This window comes from Serratia sp. 1D1416 (genome assembly GCF_003641105.1).
Taxonomy (GTDB): domain Bacteria; phylum Pseudomonadota; class Gammaproteobacteria; order Enterobacterales; family Enterobacteriaceae; genus Serratia; species Serratia ficaria.
Map to the genome: position 1 here is coordinate 2,231,690 of NZ_CP032738.1, position 15,758 is coordinate 2,247,447.

The 15,758-nt window shown below is 63.5% G+C and carries 11 protein-coding genes, 1 pseudogene and 1 riboswitch; of the genes and pseudogenes, 2 read left to right on the plus strand and 10 right to left on the minus strand.

Going from position 1 to position 15,758, the window contains the following annotated elements; all coding sequences use genetic code 11:
- Window positions 1–12: 12 nt before the first annotated feature.
- A complete protein-coding gene (gene djlA / locus D7I37_RS10560) occupies window positions 13–834 on the plus strand; it encodes a co-chaperone DjlA (RefSeq protein WP_061794935.1) in 822 nt (273 codons plus the stop codon).
- A 153-nt stretch (window positions 835–987) separates the two neighbouring features.
- Here the strand turns inward: djlA and rluA are convergent, their stop codons facing one another.
- The 3 genes from rluA to D7I37_RS10575 form a co-directional block, all read right to left on the minus strand.
- A complete protein-coding gene (gene rluA / locus D7I37_RS10565) occupies window positions 988–1,638 on the minus strand; it encodes a bifunctional tRNA pseudouridine(32) synthase/23S rRNA pseudouridine(746) synthase RluA (protein ID WP_061794936.1) in 651 nt (216 codons plus the stop codon).
- Between the two features lie 55 nt (window positions 1,639–1,693).
- Window positions 1,694–4,600 carry an RNA polymerase-associated protein RapA gene (gene rapA / locus D7I37_RS10570; RefSeq protein WP_095095716.1) on the minus strand — a complete coding sequence of 969 codons (2,907 nt, stop codon included), beginning with the start codon at window positions 4,598–4,600 and terminating at the stop codon, window positions 1,694–1,696.
- Window positions 4,601–4,825: 225 nt separating this feature from the next.
- Entirely contained in the window at window positions 4,826–7,192 is a 2,367-nt protein-coding gene (locus tag D7I37_RS10575) for a DNA polymerase II (RefSeq protein ID WP_129543656.1), read from the minus strand.
- 220 nt (window positions 7,193–7,412) lie between these two features.
- On the opposite strand from D7I37_RS10575, the gene D7I37_RS10580 reads away from it, so the two are divergent.
- Complete coding sequence (locus D7I37_RS10580; protein WP_061794939.1) at window positions 7,413–8,183, plus strand: DedA family protein; 771 nt, start codon at window positions 7,413–7,415, stop codon at window positions 8,181–8,183.
- 27 nt (window positions 8,184–8,210) lie between these two features.
- Here the strand turns inward: D7I37_RS10580 and ilvN are convergent, their stop codons facing one another.
- The 7 genes and pseudogenes from ilvN to sgrR form a co-directional block, all read right to left on the minus strand.
- Window positions 8,211–8,504, minus strand: coding sequence for an acetolactate synthase small subunit (gene ilvN, locus D7I37_RS10585; protein WP_061794940.1), 294 nt, complete (start codon window positions 8,502–8,504; stop codon window positions 8,211–8,213).
- A 3-nt stretch (window positions 8,505–8,507) separates the two neighbouring features.
- Window positions 8,508–10,201: pseudogene (ilvB, locus tag D7I37_RS10590) on the minus strand (acetolactate synthase large subunit).
- Between the two features lie 112 nt (window positions 10,202–10,313).
- Window positions 10,314–10,427, minus strand: a complete 114-nt coding sequence (ivbL, locus tag D7I37_RS10595; protein WP_154747116.1) for an ilvB operon leader peptide IvbL — start codon at window positions 10,425–10,427, stop codon at window positions 10,314–10,316.
- A gap of 88 nt (window positions 10,428–10,515) precedes the next feature.
- Window positions 10,516–11,220 carry a thiamine ABC transporter ATP-binding protein ThiQ gene (thiQ, locus tag D7I37_RS10600; RefSeq protein WP_095095725.1) on the minus strand — a complete coding sequence of 235 codons (705 nt, stop codon included), beginning with the start codon at window positions 11,218–11,220 and terminating at the stop codon, window positions 10,516–10,518.
- 57 nt (window positions 11,221–11,277) lie between these two features.
- A complete protein-coding gene (gene thiP / locus D7I37_RS10605) occupies window positions 11,278–12,882 on the minus strand; it encodes a thiamine/thiamine pyrophosphate ABC transporter permease ThiP (protein ID WP_129543657.1) in 1,605 nt (534 codons plus the stop codon).
- A complete protein-coding gene (gene thiB, locus D7I37_RS10610; RefSeq protein ID WP_129543658.1) occupies window positions 12,858–13,844 on the minus strand; it encodes a thiamine ABC transporter substrate binding subunit in 987 nt (328 codons plus the stop codon). Before thiB ends, thiP begins: the two co-directional genes overlap by 25 nt.
- 56 nt (window positions 13,845–13,900) lie before the next feature.
- Window positions 13,901–14,018: riboswitch (TPP riboswitch) on the minus strand.
- A 37-nt stretch (window positions 14,019–14,055) separates the two neighbouring features.
- Window positions 14,056–15,717: an HTH-type transcriptional regulator SgrR gene (sgrR, locus tag D7I37_RS10615; RefSeq protein ID WP_061795075.1), complete on the minus strand. Its 1,662-nt coding sequence runs from the start codon at window positions 15,715–15,717 to the stop codon at window positions 14,056–14,058.
- Between the last annotated feature and the right edge of the window lie 41 nt (window positions 15,718–15,758).

Genomic DNA, 15,758 nt, shown 5'->3' on the forward strand with positions numbered 1-15,758 from the left:
ATTGAGGAGTATATGCAGTATTGGGGAAAACTGCTCGGGGTCATCGTCGCCATTTGGTCTGGCGCGGGATTCTGGGGTGTAGTTTTGGGGCTGATTGTCGGTCATATGATCGATACTGCGCGCGGCAATAAGCGCAGCCGGGGTTTCTTCGCCGACCAGCAAACGCGGCAAACGCTGTTTTTCCGCACCACTTTTCAGGTGATGGGTCACCTGACCAAATCGAAAGGGCGTGTTACCGAGGCGGATATTCAGATCGCCAGCCTGTTTATGGATCGCCTGCAGCTGCATGGCGAGGCGCGCACCGCGGCGCAGCAGGCGTTTCGTGAAGGCAAGCAGAGCCAGTTTCCGCTGAGAGAGACGCTGCAGCAGTTCCGCAGCATCTGTTTCGGCCGTTTCGACCTGATTCGGATGTTTCTGGAAATCCAGATCCAGGCGGCGTTCGCCGACGGCTCATTGCATCCGAACGAGCGCCAGGTACTCTACGTGATCGCCGAGGAGCTGGGCATCTCGCATGCGCAGTTCGATCAGTTCCTCAGCATGATGGAGGGCGGGCGCCAGTTCGGCGGCGGTCGGCAGGGCGGCTATTCGCAGGGCGGCTACCAGCAGGCGCAGCGCGGGCCGACGCTGGAGGATGCCTGCAAGGTGCTGGGCGTCAGCAGCGGCGACGACGCCGCCACCATCAAGCGCGCTTACCGCAAGCTGATGAGCGAACATCATCCGGACAAGCTGGTGGCGAAAGGCCTGCCGCCGCAAATGATGGAGATGGCCAAGCAAAAAGCGCAGGAGATCCAGGCGGCATACGATCTGATCAAACGCGAGAAAGGCTTCAAATAACCCCAGGGGGATAGCGCCGTCATACTTCGAGCCGCAGGTGTGTTGGCTGCCTGCGCTTACCCCGGTCACGTACTTTTTGTACGCTCCCGGGGCTGCGCTTAGTTGCCGTCTTCCTGCAACTCGAATTATTTAAGGTATTCGTTGGCGATGAGCTCAGAAATCCGGCTCGGCGCGAAAATGCATCGGCGTCTGGAAGGCGGGGTGGGTGATGCGCAGCTCCTGCGCGTGCAGCTGCAGCCGCGGCGCCATCGCTTTGGCTTCGGGAGGCGCGTAGAAACCGTCGCCGAGGATCGGATGCCCCAGCGCCAGCATATGCACCCGCAGCTGGTGAGAGCGGCCGGTGATCGGCGTCAGCTGTACCCGCGTGCTGCCGTCGGCGTCGCGCGACAGCACGCGATATTCCGTTTGCGCCGCCTTGCCGGTGTCGAAGCACACTTTCTGCAGCGGCCGGTTCGGCCAGTCGCAGATCAGCGGCAAATCCACCAGTCCCTCATCCTGTTCCAGATGCCCCCAGACGCGGGCGATATAGCACTTCTTCGGCTCGCGTTCGCGGAACTGGCGCTTCAGCTCGCGTTCGGCGGGCTTGTTCAACGCCACCACGATCACCCCGCTGGTGGCCATGTCCAACCGATGCACCGACTCGGCGGCCGGAAAATCGGCCTGAATGCGCGTCATCAGGCTGTCTTTGTTCTCCGGCGCCCGGCCGGGCACCGACAGCAGGCCGCTGGGCTTGTTGACCACCATGATGTGCTCATCCTGATACAGGATGTGCATCGGGTCCTGCGGGGGATTGTAGGGTTCCATCTCGGCTCCGCTAAAGGGGCTGAACGGGGAGCCGTGGCTCCCCGCGTCGCGCCGGTTACTGGTGGGTGACCACCACCAGACGAATGGCGTCGAGACGCCAGCCGGCTTCGTTGAGGTTGGCCAGCACCTGACGGCGGTTGAACTCCAGCGCTTCGACTTCGTCGTCGCGGATGTTCGGGTTGACCGCCTTCAGCGCTTCCAGCCGCGCCAGTTCGGTGCTCAGCTTGTCGTCCGCTTCCTGTTTCGCCTGCTCGATAAGCTGGCGAGCCTGCGCTTCGACCAGGCCTTCCGCCTGCTGCAGCATGGCGTGCACGTCCTGCTGCACCGCATTGACCAGCTTGCTGGAGGTGTGGCGGTTGACCGCGTTGAGCTGGCGGTTGAAGCTTTCGAACTCCACCTGCGCCGCCAGGTTGGTGCCTTTGCGATCCATCAGCATGCGGATCGGCGTCGGCGGCAGGAAGCGGGTCAGCTGCAGGTGTTTCGGCGCCTGCGCCTCCACCACGTACACCAGCTCAACCAGCAGGGTGCCGACCGGCAGCGCCTTGTTTTTCAACAGGGATACCGCGCAGCTGCCGGTATCGCCGGACAGGATCAGATCCAGCCCGTTGCGGATAATCGGGTGTTCCCAACTGACGAACTGCGCGTCTTCGCGCGACAGCGCCTGATCGCGGTCGAAGGTCACGGTGCAGCCGTCCTGCGGCAGGCCCGGGAAGTCCGGCACCAGCATATGGTCGGACGGCGTCAGCACGATCAGGTTATCGCTGCGGTCGTCCTGGTTGATGCCGACGATGTCGAACAGGTTGAGCGCGAAGCCCACCAGGTTGACGTCGTTATCCTGCGCGGCGATGGCTTCCGCCAGCGCCTGGGCTTTATCGCCGCCGTTGGAATGCATCTCCAGCAGGCGGTCGCGGCCCTGCTCCAGCTGCGCTTTCAGCTGGTCGTGCTGCTGGCGGCAGGCGTGGATGAATTCGTCCAGCCCTTCCTGTTCGGTCGGCGAAGCCAGATACCCGATCAGCTGCTCATAGCTGCTGTCGTAGATGGTGCGGCCGGTCGGGCAGGTGTGTTCGAAGGCGTCCAGCCCTTCGTGGAACCAGCGCCCCAGCACCGCCTGCGCGGTATTTTCCAGGTACGGCACCATGATCTGGATATCGTGCATCTGGCCGATGCGGTCCAGGCGGCCGATGCGCTGCTCCAGCAAATCCGGGTTGAACGGCAGATCGAACATCACCAGCTGGCTGGCGAACTGGAAGTTGCGGCCTTCGGAGCCGATCTCGGAGCACAGCAGCACCTGGGCGCCTTCCTCTTCGGAGGCGAAGTAGGCGGCGGCGCGGTCGCGTTCGATGATCGACAACCCTTCGTGGAACACCGCCGCGCGGATCGCTTCACGCTCGCGCAGCACCTGCTCCAGCTGCAGCGCGGTTTCCGCCTTGGCGCAGATCACCAGCACTTTCTCGTGGCGGTTGGCGATCAGGTAATCCAGCAGCCACTCCACGCGCGGGTCGAAGTTCCACCAGGTGGCGTTTTCGCCCTCAAATTCCTGATAAATCTGCTCCGGGTACAGCATGTCGCGCGCGCGCGCCTCGACGGTTTTCTTGGCGCCCATGATGCCGGACACTTTAATCGCGGTCTGGTACTGGGTCGGCAGCGGCAGCTTGATTTGATGCAGGTTGCGGTGCGGGAAGCCCTTCACGCCGTTACGGGTGTTGCGGAACAGCACGCGGCTGGTGCCGTGGCGGTCCATCAGCATGGTCACCAGCTCCTGGCGCGCCTGCTCGGCGTTGTCGCCGTCGCTGTTGGCGGCTTTCAGCAGCGGCTCGATGTCCTGTTCGTCGATCAGCTCACCCAGCAGGTTCAGTTTGTCGTCGGCCAGGCGCTCGCCGCTCAGCAACAGGGTGACGGCGTCGGCCACCGGGCGGTACTTCTGCTGCTCGGCGACGAACTCGTGATAGTCGTGGAAACGGTTCGGATCCAGCAGGCGCAGACGGGCGAAGTGGCTCTGCTGACCAAGCTGTTCCGGGGTGGCGGTCAGCAGCAGCACGCCGGGAATGTGCTCGGCCAGCTGTTCGATCACCTGGTACTCGCGGCTTGGGGCTTCTTCGCTCCAGGCCAGGTGGTGGGCCTCGTCGACCACCAGCAGGTCCCACTGGGCGTCGGCCAGCTCTTCCAGGCGCTGCTTGTTGCGGCGCACGAAGTCCAGCGAGCAGATCACCAGCTGTTCGGTCTCGAACGGGTTGCTGCTGTCGAGCTTGGCCTCGGCATAGCGGCTGTCGTCGAACAGCGAGAAATAAAGGTTGAAGCGGCGCATCATCTCGACCAGCCACTGGTGCTGCAGGGTTTCGGGCACCACGATCAGCACGCGTTCGGCGCGGCCGGCCAGCAGCTGCTGGTGAATGATCATGCCGGCTTCGATGGTTTTGCCCAGGCCGACTTCATCCGCCAGCAGCACGCGCGGCGCATGGCGCTGGCCGACTTCGTAGGCGATATGCAGCTGGTGCGGGATCAGGCTGGCGCGCATGCCGCGCAGGCCGGCGAACGGCAGGCGATATTGCTCGCTCTGGTATTTGCGCGCGCGAAAGCGCAGGGCGAAGCGATCCATGCGGTCTATCTGGCCGGCGAACAGGCGATCCTGCGGTTTGCTGAAGGTCAGCTTGCTGTCCAGCAAGACTTCGCGCATCGCCACGCCGCTTTCCTGCGTGTCCAGGCGGGTGCCGATGTAGGTCAACAGACCGTTATCCTCTTTGACCTCTTCCACCTGCAGCTGCCATCCCTCGTGGCTGCTGATGGTATCGCCCGGATTAAACATCACGCGGGTGATCGGCGAATCGTTTCTGGCGTAGAGGCGGTTTTCACCGGTGGCGGGGAAAAGCAGGGTAATCATGCGCGTATCCAGCGCCACGACGGTTCCCAGTCCTAATTCGCTTTCCGTATCGCTGATCCAGCGTTGACCAAGTGTAAAAGGCATATATTGTCGGCTCGATTCTTTGTAAGTAAGTCCTGTCGCTACGGCGCAGCGACCTGTATTAAACCCGATTTATTTTAATTCGGCGGGCAATAGCTATAGCTCCCATGCCATCGTCGTCGGACGGCGCGGGGGGTGATTCAGAAATTGGGAAGGGCGCTATGGTAATGGAAGGCGGCGCGTTCGTCACCTGCAAAACCCGATGATTTTTCTTAACCCTTCGCGATCTCAGAACAGCCCCATCTGACCGGTGACCAGCGTGGTGAAATCGTCGTGCAGAAAAGGGAGTATAGCGTCTGCCACCGGTTGCAGCTGGCGCTCCAGATAATGTTGGTAGTCGATGGCCGAATGGCGCGTTTCCAGCGGCTCCGGCCCGGCGACGGTCATTACGTAGCTGATCCAGCCGCCGTTCTGGTACTGCAGCGGCCGCCCCTGTCGGCGATTGTAATCGTCGGCGATGCGCGCGGCGCGGGCGTGCGGCGGCACGTTGCGCTGGTATTCGTCCAGCTTTCTGCGCAGGCGCTTGCGGTAAATCAGCTGCTGGTCGAACTCGCCGTTCAGCGTCTTGCTGACGTAGTCGCGCACGTAGTCCTGATAGGGTTGGCGTTTGAAGATGCGCTGATACAGCTGCTGCTGGAACTGCTTCGCCAGCGGCGTCCAGTCGGTGCGCACCGTTTCCAGTCCTTTATACACCATTTCTTCGCCGCCGTCGGGGCGGGCTACCAGGCCGGCGTAGCGTTTTTTGCTGCCCTGCTCGGCGCCGCGGATGGTCGGCATCAGGAAGCGCGAGTAGTGGGTTTCGAACTCCAGCTCCAGCGCGTTTTCCAGCCCGTATTGCTGCTGCAGATGCCGTTGCCACCACTGATTGACCTGCTGCACCAGCGCGCGGCCAATCTGCGCCGCCTGCCGTTCATCGTGCGGCTGTTTCAACCAGACGAAGGTGGAGTCGGTATCGCCGTAGATCACCTGATAGCCTTCGGCTTCGATCAGTTCGCGGGTCTGGCGCATGATCTCATGGCCGCGCAGGGTGATGGAAGACGCCAGCCGCGGATCGAAAAAGCGGCAGCCGCTCGATCCCAGCACGCCGTACAGCGCGTTCATGATGATCTTCAGCGCCTGGGACAACGCCTTGTTTTGCTGGCGCTTGGCCGCCTCGCGCCCCTGCCAGATCTGCTCGACGATCGCCGGCAGGCAGTGCTTGCTGCGCGAGAAGCGCGCGTTGCGAAAGCCGGGCACCGAATCGGCATCGTCCGGATGGCGCATGCCTTCCGCCAGCCCGACCGGATCGATCAGGAAGGTGCGGATGATCGACGGGTACAGGCTCTTGTAATCGAGCACCAGCACCGAGTCATACAGGCCGGGCTGCGAATCCATCACGAAGCCGCCGGGGCTGTGCTCCTCCGGCTGTTCGCCGAGGTTGGGCGCCACGAAGCCCAGCCGGTGCATGCGCGGCATATACAAATGGCTGAACGCCGCCACCGAGCCGCCGCTGCGATCGGCCGCCAGCCCGGTGACGGTGGCGCGCTCCAGCAGGAAGTTGAGCAGGTCGGTTTTGGCGAAAATGCGCGTCACCAGCTCGCAGTCTTTCAGGTTGTAGCGGGCCAAAGCCGGTTTGTCTTCGGCGAAACGCCGGTCGATCTCCGCCATGCGCTGATAGGGGTTATCGATCGACTTGCCTTCGCCCAGCAAATCTTGCGCCACGTATTCCAGGCTGAAGGAGGGGAAGTTCCAGGTGGCGGATTTCAGCGCTTCGATGCCGTCGATAATCAGCCGGCCGGCGGCGGAGGCGAAAAAGTGATTCTGCTTGAAGCCATGCTCGCGCCACTCCAGCAGGTTGCCGCCGCGCCCCAGCCGCAGGGGGATCCGGTAACGTTCGGCGTGCTTTTGCAGCACCCGCAGATCGAACTGCACCAGGTTCCAGCCGATGATGGCGTCGGGATCGTGCCGTTCCAGCCACTGATTCAGCCGTTCCAGCATTTGCGGGCGGCTGATGCAGTACTCCAGATCGAAATCCAGCGCTTCGTCACCGCCGTTGGCCGGCCCCAGCATGTAAACCTGCCGCTGGCCGCAGCCTTCCAGCGCGATGGAATAGAGTTCGCCGTGGGCGGTGGTTTCGATATCCAGCGACACCAGCTTCAGCGCCGGGCGGTATTCCGGCGCCGGCTTCATCTGGCCGTTGAGCAACGGGCCGCCGCCGTTGGCCTGGCCGCTGAACCAGACCGGCGCGGTGATGAAACGCTCCATCAGGTAGCGTTCCGGCGGCCGGACATCGGCTTCGTAAACCGTGACGCCGCCTTCTTTCAGCAGCTTTTCCAGCTTGATCAACTGACGGTGCTGGCGACAATACAGCCCGATCATCGGGCGGTGATGGAAATCCGTCAACGCCAGCGGCTTCAGCTCCACCTGCCGCTCTTCGCGCAGCAACGGCTCAGCGCGCCGGCGCTGTTCCGCGGGAATAAAGGCCACCGAGGTCTGCGGCGGCAGGTGCAGTTGCCGCGGCCCGGCGTCGGTCGCCAGCCAAAATTCAACCTCGGTGCCGGCGGGCGTGTCGCGCCAGTGGCGAGTGAGCAGGAAACCCTGTTGCAGTGCTGTCATAACCCCTTCGTTCTCCGCCGGGCGGCGTGCGCGACATTCAGCGTGATGTCGTTTTTGGCGCTAATGCCAATATAGATGAATCATAGTATGGGTTTTTATACAGGGGTTGTCCACGGCTGTGCGGCGTTGCCAAAAACGCATACAATTCATCGATTGACTCGTCTCCGGCGGCACCGGACAATCCTCGGCCCGTGCGCTTTGCCTAACGAACAGAGGTTTAATGGAAGCCTATTTACAACATTTGATCACCCAGTCATTGGCTTTCACCCTGATGGTCGTCATGTTGGTCGCATTTTTGGAGTCGCTGGCGCTGGTGGGGCTGCTGCTGCCCGGCACGGTGATGATGGCCAGCATCGGTGCGCTGATCGGCAGCGGGCAGGTGGATTTTTATTACGCCTGGGCGGCCGGTATCGTCGGTTGTCTGCTGGGGGACTGGATCTCCTATTTTATCGGCCGCGCCTTCAAGGGGCCGCTGCACCGCTGGTCATTTCTGAAGAAGAACAAGGCGATGCTCGACAAAACCGAGCACGCGCTGCATCAGCACAGCATGGCCACCATTCTGATTGGCCGCTTTGTCGGCCCGACGCGCCCGCTGGTGCCGATGGTGGCCGGCATGCTCGATCTGCCGCCGTACAAATTCGCCCTGCCGAACGTTATCGGCTGCATCACCTGGCCGCCGGTTTATTTCTTCCCCGGCATTCTGGCCGGCGTGGCGATCGACATTCCCGCCAGCGCCGACAGCGCCATGTTCAAATGGCTGCTGTTTGCGGCGGCGATGCTGCTCTGGCTGGCCGCCTGGCTAAGCTGGCGCTGGTGGCGCGAAGGCAAGCGCAGCGCCGATCGGCTGAGCCGCTGGCTGTCGCCGGGGCGGCTGCGCGCGGCCTGTTCGCTGAGCTGGCTGGCGGCGCTGGCCAGCTGTTACCTGCTGAGCCAACAGCCGCTGATGCCGGTGTATCGGCATCTGCTGTGGAAGGTGTTGTCCGGGCAATGACAACGGGGGCGTTTGCCCCCGTTCGCTTTACTGGAAGAACGCCTCCAGCTGTTCGAATACCCGCAGGTCCTCGCCGTGGCGCTTCACCTGCAGCACGTCCTCCAGCTTTTCGACCTGGCTTATCATCTGCACCAACCGCTGATCGTCGGCCACCAGCAGCCAGATGCGGCTCTGCTGGCCGTCTTTCAGCGGCATGCACAGAATGCCCTCGACGTTGAAGGCGCGGCGGGCGAACAGGCCGCAGACGTGCGACATCACGCCGGGATGGTTTCGTACCGCCAGCTCCAGGATCACCTGTGGTTTATCTTGTTGTTGCAGCATGGCTTATTCTCCAATCATGTCGATGTTGGCGGCGCCCGGCGGCACCATCGGGAACACTTTTTCATTGATATCGATCAGCGCGTGGATCAGGCATGGCCCGGGCGGCGGATCGCCTCGGCCAGGGCGGCCTGCGGATCCTCCGCGGCGTTCAGATCGCAGGTATCCAGCCCGAAACCGGCGGCGATCTTGAGGAAGTCGGTGCGCTTCGGATAGGCGGCGGCAAAGATGCGCTGCTGGTAGAACAGGGTTTGTTGCTGATGCACCAGCCCTAACGCCTGGTTGTTCATCAGGATGATTTTCACGTCCAGATCCTGTTCGACCGCGGTGGCCATCTCCTGAATGTTCATCATCAGGCTGCCGTCGCCGGAGAAGCACAGCACCTTGCGCTGCGGTTCGGCCAGCGCCGCGCCGATCGCCGCCGGCAGGCCGAAGCCCATGGTGCCCAAACCGCCGGAGGTCAGCCATTGGCGCGGTCGGCTCAGCGGATAAGCCTGCGCCACCCACATCTGATGCTGGCCCACGTCGGTGGTGATGATGGCGCTGTCGTCCACGCAGCGCGCGGCGGCCTGCACCAGCCCGTAGTGGCTCAGCGGATCTTCCGCGTTCGGCATGTTGAACGGGAACTCGCGCTTCAGGTCGCTCACGGTGTTCAGCCACGCGCTGCGCGGCTGCGTCTCGATCAGCGGCAGCAGCTGCCGCAATACCTGACCCACGTCGGCATGAATGGCGATATTGGCCTGTTTCACCTTGCCCAGTTCGGCGCGGTCGATATCCACATGGATGATGGCGGCGTTGGGGCAGAACAGTTCGGTCTTGCCGATCGCCCGGTCGTCGAAGCGCGCGCCCAGCACGATCAGCAGATCGGCCTCCTGCAGAATAAAGTTGGTGCTGCGCGCGGCATGCATCCCCAGCATGCCCAGCGACAGCGGGTGTTCAACCGGCATCGCGCCCAGCGCCATCAGCGTCATGGTGGTGGGCAGGCTGGCGCGCTCCGCCAGTTCCAGCGCCTGCTGGTGGGCTTCAGCGCAGATAATGCCGCCGCCGAGGTAGAGGATCGGGCGCTTGGCCCGGTTGATCATGGCGGCGGCCTGCGCCACCTGCGCCGGTTCGAAGGCCGGCGCCGCATCGGGCACCGCGATCGGCGGCAGTTCGTCCAGCTCAATCTCCGCGGTCTGCACGTCTTTCGGAATATCGATCCACACCGGGCCAGGCCGGCCGGATTCGGCGATGCGGAAGGCGTCGCAGATCACCTGCGGCAGCTCGCGGATATCGCGCACCAGATGGTTATGCTTGGTGATCGGGATCGAGATGCCGTAGGTGTCCACTTCCTGGAAGGCGTCGGTGCCGATCATCGAGGAAGGCACCTGGCCGGTGATGCACACCAGCGGAATGGAATCGAGCTTGGCGTCGGCGATGGCGGTGACCAGGTTGGTGGCGCCCGGCCCGCTGGAGGCGATGCACACCGCCGCTTTGCCGTTGGCCCGCGCCATGCCCTGCGCCATAAAGCCCGCGCCCTGTTCGTGGCGCGCCAGCACGTGGTGGATGCGGGTGCTTTGGCTCAGCGCGTCATACAGCGGCAGCGCGGCGCCGCCGGGAATGCCGGCGACGGTGGTGATGCCCTGACGCTCCAGCAGATGAACGATCAGCTGCGCGCCGGTAAAGCGTTTGCCTGGGTGAGGCGTGCCCGAAATTGCCATTGTTCCTGTCCTTTCTCAAGGCCGGTGAGCTTTCCTGGGCAGGGGGCTAAAACTAGAAACCCCGCCCGGTTTGCGCCGGCGGGGTTTGGGAATCGATGCGTTGATTCGGACCCTACGGCGCATTGCCGACGACCACCACCACACGCACGACGACCACCGCGGCTGGTAGCGCGGTAACTAGTAGGGTCGAAGTCAGCGAGGATGCGATCACAGGGAACCTTATCATCAGTAAAAAAAGTCAGGTTTTTATAAAAACACAGGCGCAAAATTCGCACAACAGGTTTATTTGCACAGCATAAAAAACGCGCGGCGGATCACGCTTTATGCGAAATGCCCAGCACCTGCGCTGCCGGCGAGCTGCCGTCCAACAGGGATTGCGTCGGGCCGTCGTAGTAAATGCGGCCGTCGACCACCAGCAGCGTGCGCGGCGCGATGCGCGCGGCGTCGTCCAGGTTGTGCGACACCATCAGCAGCGTCAGATTGCGCTGTTCACACACTTCCTGCAGCAGCTGCAGCATTTCGTTGCGCAGCGCCGGATCGAGCGCCGAGAAAGGCTCGTCGAGCAGCAGGATCGGCCGTTGGCGGATCAGGCAGCGCGCCAGCGCGGCGCGCTGCCGCTGGCCGCCGGAGAGCTGCGACGGCAGGCGCGGCAGATGTTCCTCCAATCCCACCTGCCGGGCGATCTGCGCCAGCTGCCGTTGCTGCTGGGCATTCAGCCGCAGGCCGGGATCGAGGCCCAGACCGATGTTCTGCGCCACCGTCAGGTGGGCGAACAGGTTATTTTCCTGAAACAGCATCGACACCGGCCGCTGGGCCGGCGGCGTGGCGGTGCTTTCCTCGCCGTCGAGCAGCAGCCTGCCGCTGGCGGCCGGCAGAAAACCGGCGATCAGGCTCAGCAGAGTGCTTTTGCCCGCGCCGCTTGGCCCGAGCACCGCGACGCGCTCGCCCGGCTGGATGCGCAGATCAAAGCGCATCGGCAGGTGTTCATACAGATAAGTCAGTTTTTCAAGCGTCAGCATAGGTTCTTCATCTTTCGAGTCGCCGCGGTGTGGGTTGCCTGTCATTTAGCTTGAAACCTATTGGGCAGCGCGGCCCGGTAAGCGTTCGATCAGGGTAAACAACAGGAAGCACAGCCCCAGCAGCAACAGCGCGGTCACCGCGCCATCGTTGCTGCGGTAGGCGCCAATCTGCTGATACAGGTAGAACGGCAGGGTACGGAAATGTTCGTTGCCAAACAAGGCGACTACGCCGAAATCGCCGATCGACAGTACGCAGGCGAAGGCCAGCGCCTGCGACAGCGGGCGGCGCAGCGCGTTCAGTTCGATCAGGCGCAGCCGCCGCCAGCCGCGTATGTCCAGCGACAGGCACAGCGGATTATAGCGTTCGGCCAGGTCGCGCATCGGGTTTTCCAGCACCTTCAGCGCATAGGGCACCGCCATCAGCGCATTGGTGAGGATCACCAGCGCATAGGGCGACTGCGGCAGCCCGACGGTGTCGTTCAGCAGCAGGAAGAAGCCGGTGGCCAGCACGATGCCCGGCATCGCCAGGATCACCATGCCGCTCAGCTCAAGCCGTTGCCCCGCGCGCAGCCGTTGCCGCAGCTTCAACTCACGGCTGCTCCACAGCAGCATCATGGTCAGCGCCACGCACAGCAGCCCGGCGCCGATCGCGATGCGCAGCGAAGTGAACAGCGCTTGCCACAGCACCTGCTGTTGCAGCACGCTGAGCATCGCCTGATTGACGCCGTCGACCATGACCGCCAGCAGCGGCGGCAGCAACAGCAGCAGGGCGGCGGCGATCAGCACCACGTCGCTGACGCGCCGCCACAGGCTGTCTTCGGGGTTGCGCCAGATCTGCGCATGGGTATGGCCCACCGGCAGCGCCTGGCTCAGCCGCTGGCTGAGCAACACCAACCCCAGGCAGCATGTCAGTTGGATCAGCGCCAGCAGCGCGGCCCGGCTGAGATCGTAGTCGTAGCTCAGCGCCTGGTAGATGGCCAGCTCGATGGTGGTGGCCTGCGGCCCGCCGCCCAGCGACAGCACGGTGGCGAAGCTGGCGAAGCACAGCATGAAGATCAGCGCGCCGCTCGGCAGGATCTGGCGGCGCAGCGCCGGCCATTCGACGAAGCGGAACTGCTGCCAGCCGTTCATGCCCAGCTGCGCCGCCAGCTGGCGCTGCTCGACCGGGATGTTTTCCAGCGCCTGCAGCAGCAACCGGCTGGCCAGCGGCAGGTTAAAGAACATGTGCGCCAGCAGAATGCCCTGCAGGCCGTAGGGCGAGAAGCCGTAATCGAGGCCCAGCCAGCCGCATAGCGTCGCCAGCCAGCCCTGGCGGCCATAGACGCTGAGCAGGCCGAATACCGCCACCAGCACCGGCAGCACCAGCGTCATGGCGCACAGCCTGAGCAGCAGCCGCCTGCCGGGGAAGCGGCGCCGGAACAGCGCGCGCGCCAACAGGATGGCCGGCAACACCGAGATCAAGGCCGACAGCAGCGCCTGCCAGAAGGTGAAGCGCACCACATGCCACAGATAGCTGTCCTGCCACAGGGCGCGCCAGTCGCTGTCCGGCGCATGGCGCCACAGCGAGCCCATCGCCAGCGCGGCCAGCGTCAGCATCAACGCGGCGGCCAGCAGCCCCGGCCACAGCCAGCGGGGGATCACTGGCTGACGGCGGTTTGCCATGTCCGGATCCAACTGCCGCGTTGCTTGGCCACCTCTTCGGCGCTGTACTGCAGCGCGGTCTGCGGAACGATCATCTGTTCAAAGCCGGCCGGCAGCGCGGTTTTGATCGCCGGGTACATCCAGTTGCCGGTGGGAATGCTGTTCTGGAACGCCGGCGTCACCATAAACTGCAGGAAACGCTCCGCCAGCGCCGGCTGCTTGCTGGCCTTCAGCTTGCCCGCCACCTCGACCTGCAGATAATGGCCTTCGCTGAAGTTGGCGGCGGCGTAGCCGTCTTTTTTCTCTTCAATCAGGTGGTAGGCCGGGGAGGTGGTGTAGCTGAGCACCAGGTCGCCTTCGCCTTTCAGGAACAGGCCGTAGGCTTCGCTCCAGCCCTTGGTGACGGTGACGGTTTTCTTCGCCAGCTGCTGCCAGGCCGCCGGCGCCTTGTCGCCATAGACCTTCTGCATCCACAGCAGCAGGCCAAGACCCGGCGTACTGGTGCGCGGATCTTCATAGATCACCTTCCAGTCTTGATCGCTGCTGACCAGTTCCTGCAAGCTTTTCGGCGGGTTCTTCAGCTTGTCCTTGTTGTAGACGAAGGCGAAGTAGCCGTAGTCGTAAGGCACGAAGGTTTTATCCTGCCAGCCGCCCGGTACGGCCAGCTTGCCGACATCGACGCCGCTCGGCGCGAACAGGCCGGTTTGCCGGGCGGCCTGCAACAGGTTGTTGTCCAGGCCCAGCACCACGTCGGCGGCGCTGTTCTTGCCCTCCATGCGCAGGCGGTTCAGCAGCGATACGCCGTCTTCCAGCGCGACGAATTTCAACGCGCAGCCGCATTCGGCCTCGAAGGCCTTTTTCACCGCCGGGCCGGGGCCCCAGTCGGCGGCGAAGGAATCGTAGGTATAGACCGTCAGCGTCGGCTTGGCGAGAACCGGCGCGGCGCACAGCAGCAGTAAGCAGGGCAGGTATTCTTTGACCACGTTGCACTCCTGAGAAATAAGGGGCAAGGCATCTGAGGGGGCGGGGGCGGTTACGCCGGATCGCTGGGCTCAAATCCCTCCGCCGGTATTGACCGGATCAGGTTCGACGGGTGTGCTCTCAGCGGAAAAGCGGCCGGTCGCGCCAGCTCATTTTCCGCACCCCGTTGAGACGGCGCTATTGTAAAGACTAACCGACGCCGACGAAAGGCGCTTATGCCTCCGGCGGCGCAAACCAGGCGGATTTGAAGTCGAACCAGCCGAGGGTGTTCATCCGCACCCCGCGCATGCTGCGCTGGCCGTGCAGCTGCAGCCAGTGGTGGAACAGCGGATGCAGATGGTGGCGGCTGACCAACCGTTGGCAGAATTCCGCCAGCGGCAGGCGGTTGGCGCGCCACAGCGCGGCGTCCTGGGCTAAATCCTCGCTCATGCAGTGCTGCATCAGCGGCAGCTCATACAGGGTGGCGAACAGCGAAAACTCCAGCGGCAGGTAAAAATTGGCGCTGCCGAGCCACAGATCGCTCTGCGCATCGCCTTTATGCCAGACCTCGTAGTCGACGCTCTGCACGATCAGTTTGATGCCGTGCAGCGCCAGCAGCGGCTCGATCGCCTGGCGGATGGCGTGGAACTCCGAGTGCTCGTTGAAATGGGTCATGGTCAGCTCGGTCAGGCCCGCCGGCTTGGGCTGCTGCGCCAGCGCGCGGTTGTGGTGCCAGCGCGGCAGCAGGCCATAGGCCGGCGACCAGTAGCGCTGGTAGACCGGCCCGGCGTTGGCCAGCAGCGCAATCGGATTGATCAGTTCGCACAGCCAGCTGCGGATGGCCGGATCGGCCGCCAGCGGGGAGCGCTGGTCGAACAGCAGAAAGTAGCAGCCCTCCTCCAGCCGGCTTTCCAGCTCGTTTTTGCCGGTATCGTCGCCCTGCAGCTGCACGCCGGAGTGCACCAGCTCTTCGGTCACCTCCGGCAGCACCCAGATATTCACCTCATCGATCAGCGCCCGGTAGCCAAAGTAGTCGTCGAAGGCGTGGATTTTCATCTGGCTGCGGTGGTTGCGCACCACGCTGTAAGGCCCGGTGCCGATGGGGTGGCGGGCAAAATCCGGCAGGCTCGGCCATTCGCGCGGCAGGATCATCGCATGCACGCTGCCCAACAGCCACGGCAGCCAGTGATCGGGGCTGCGCAGATGCACGTCGATCACGTAGGGCGTCGGTGAGGTCACGCGGTCGATATGCGAGAACAGCGGCTGTGGCGTCAGGCGGTTGATGGTGCCGATGACGTCTTCCATTTCCAGCTCGCGGCCGTGGTGGAAATGAATCGCCGGCCGCAGATAAAAACGCCAGTGCAGCGGCGTCAGCGCCTGCCAATGATGGGAAAGATCGGACTCCAGTTCCCCGTTTTCCTCGTTTATCCGCGTCAGGCCGCTGAAAATCTGGCGGGCCAGGTGGGTCTCCGAACGCCGCAGCGCCGAGCCGGGCAGCAGGTTGTACAGTTGGCGATAGTAGAGCACCCGCAGGATGTGTTTGCCCTGGCGGAAGCTGCGGCCCAGCTGGGACAGCAGCATCTGGCGCACCACGTTTTTGTCGCCGACCAGCTGCACCAGCTGATCGATGCGGTCCTGCTCCAGCAGCTCCTCGGCCCGCTGCTGCTGCAGCGCCAGGCCGGTGTAGTGAAAGGTCAGCCGGGATCGTTTGCCGCGCCCCGACTCCGCCTGCCAGGTCAGCCAGCCCTGCTGTTGCATGGCGCTCAGCAACGAACGCACGTGGCGCCGCGAGCAGCTGAGCACTTCCGCCAGCTCCTGCAGCGTGGTTTCGGTGGCTTCGCCGTGGCAGCGTTGCCACAGGCGAATGAACTGCTGCTGCAATCTGGAGGTGGACATAAAAGAGGAACGCTCCCGCATCAATCCGTCAATTTATCTTT

Coding starts and splice junctions, on each gene's coding strand:
- djlA (WP_061794935.1), top strand. CDS start 13: ATGCAGTATTGGGGAAAACTGCTCGGGGTCATCGTCGCCATTTGGTCT.
- rluA (WP_061794936.1), bottom strand. CDS start 1,638: ATGGAACCCTACAATCCCCCGCAGGACCCGATGCACATCCTGTATCAG.
- rapA (WP_095095716.1), bottom strand. CDS start 4,600: ATGCCTTTTACACTTGGTCAACGCTGGATCAGCGATACGGAAAGCGAA.
- D7I37_RS10575 (WP_129543656.1), bottom strand. CDS start 7,192: ATGACAGCACTGCAACAGGGTTTCCTGCTCACTCGCCACTGGCGCGAC.
- D7I37_RS10580 (WP_061794939.1), top strand. CDS start 7,413: ATGGAAGCCTATTTACAACATTTGATCACCCAGTCATTGGCTTTCACC.
- ilvN (WP_061794940.1), bottom strand. CDS start 8,504: ATGCTGCAACAACAAGATAAACCACAGGTGATCCTGGAGCTGGCGGTA.
- ivbL (WP_154747116.1), bottom strand. CDS start 10,427: ATGATAAGGTTCCCTGTGATCGCATCCTCGCTGACTTCGACCCTACTA.
- thiQ (WP_095095725.1), bottom strand. CDS start 11,220: ATGCTGACGCTTGAAAAACTGACTTATCTGTATGAACACCTGCCGATG.
- thiP (WP_129543657.1), bottom strand. CDS start 12,882: ATGGCAAACCGCCGTCAGCCAGTGATCCCCCGCTGGCTGTGGCCGGGG.
- sgrR (WP_061795075.1), bottom strand. CDS start 15,717: ATGTCCACCTCCAGATTGCAGCAGCAGTTCATTCGCCTGTGGCAACGC.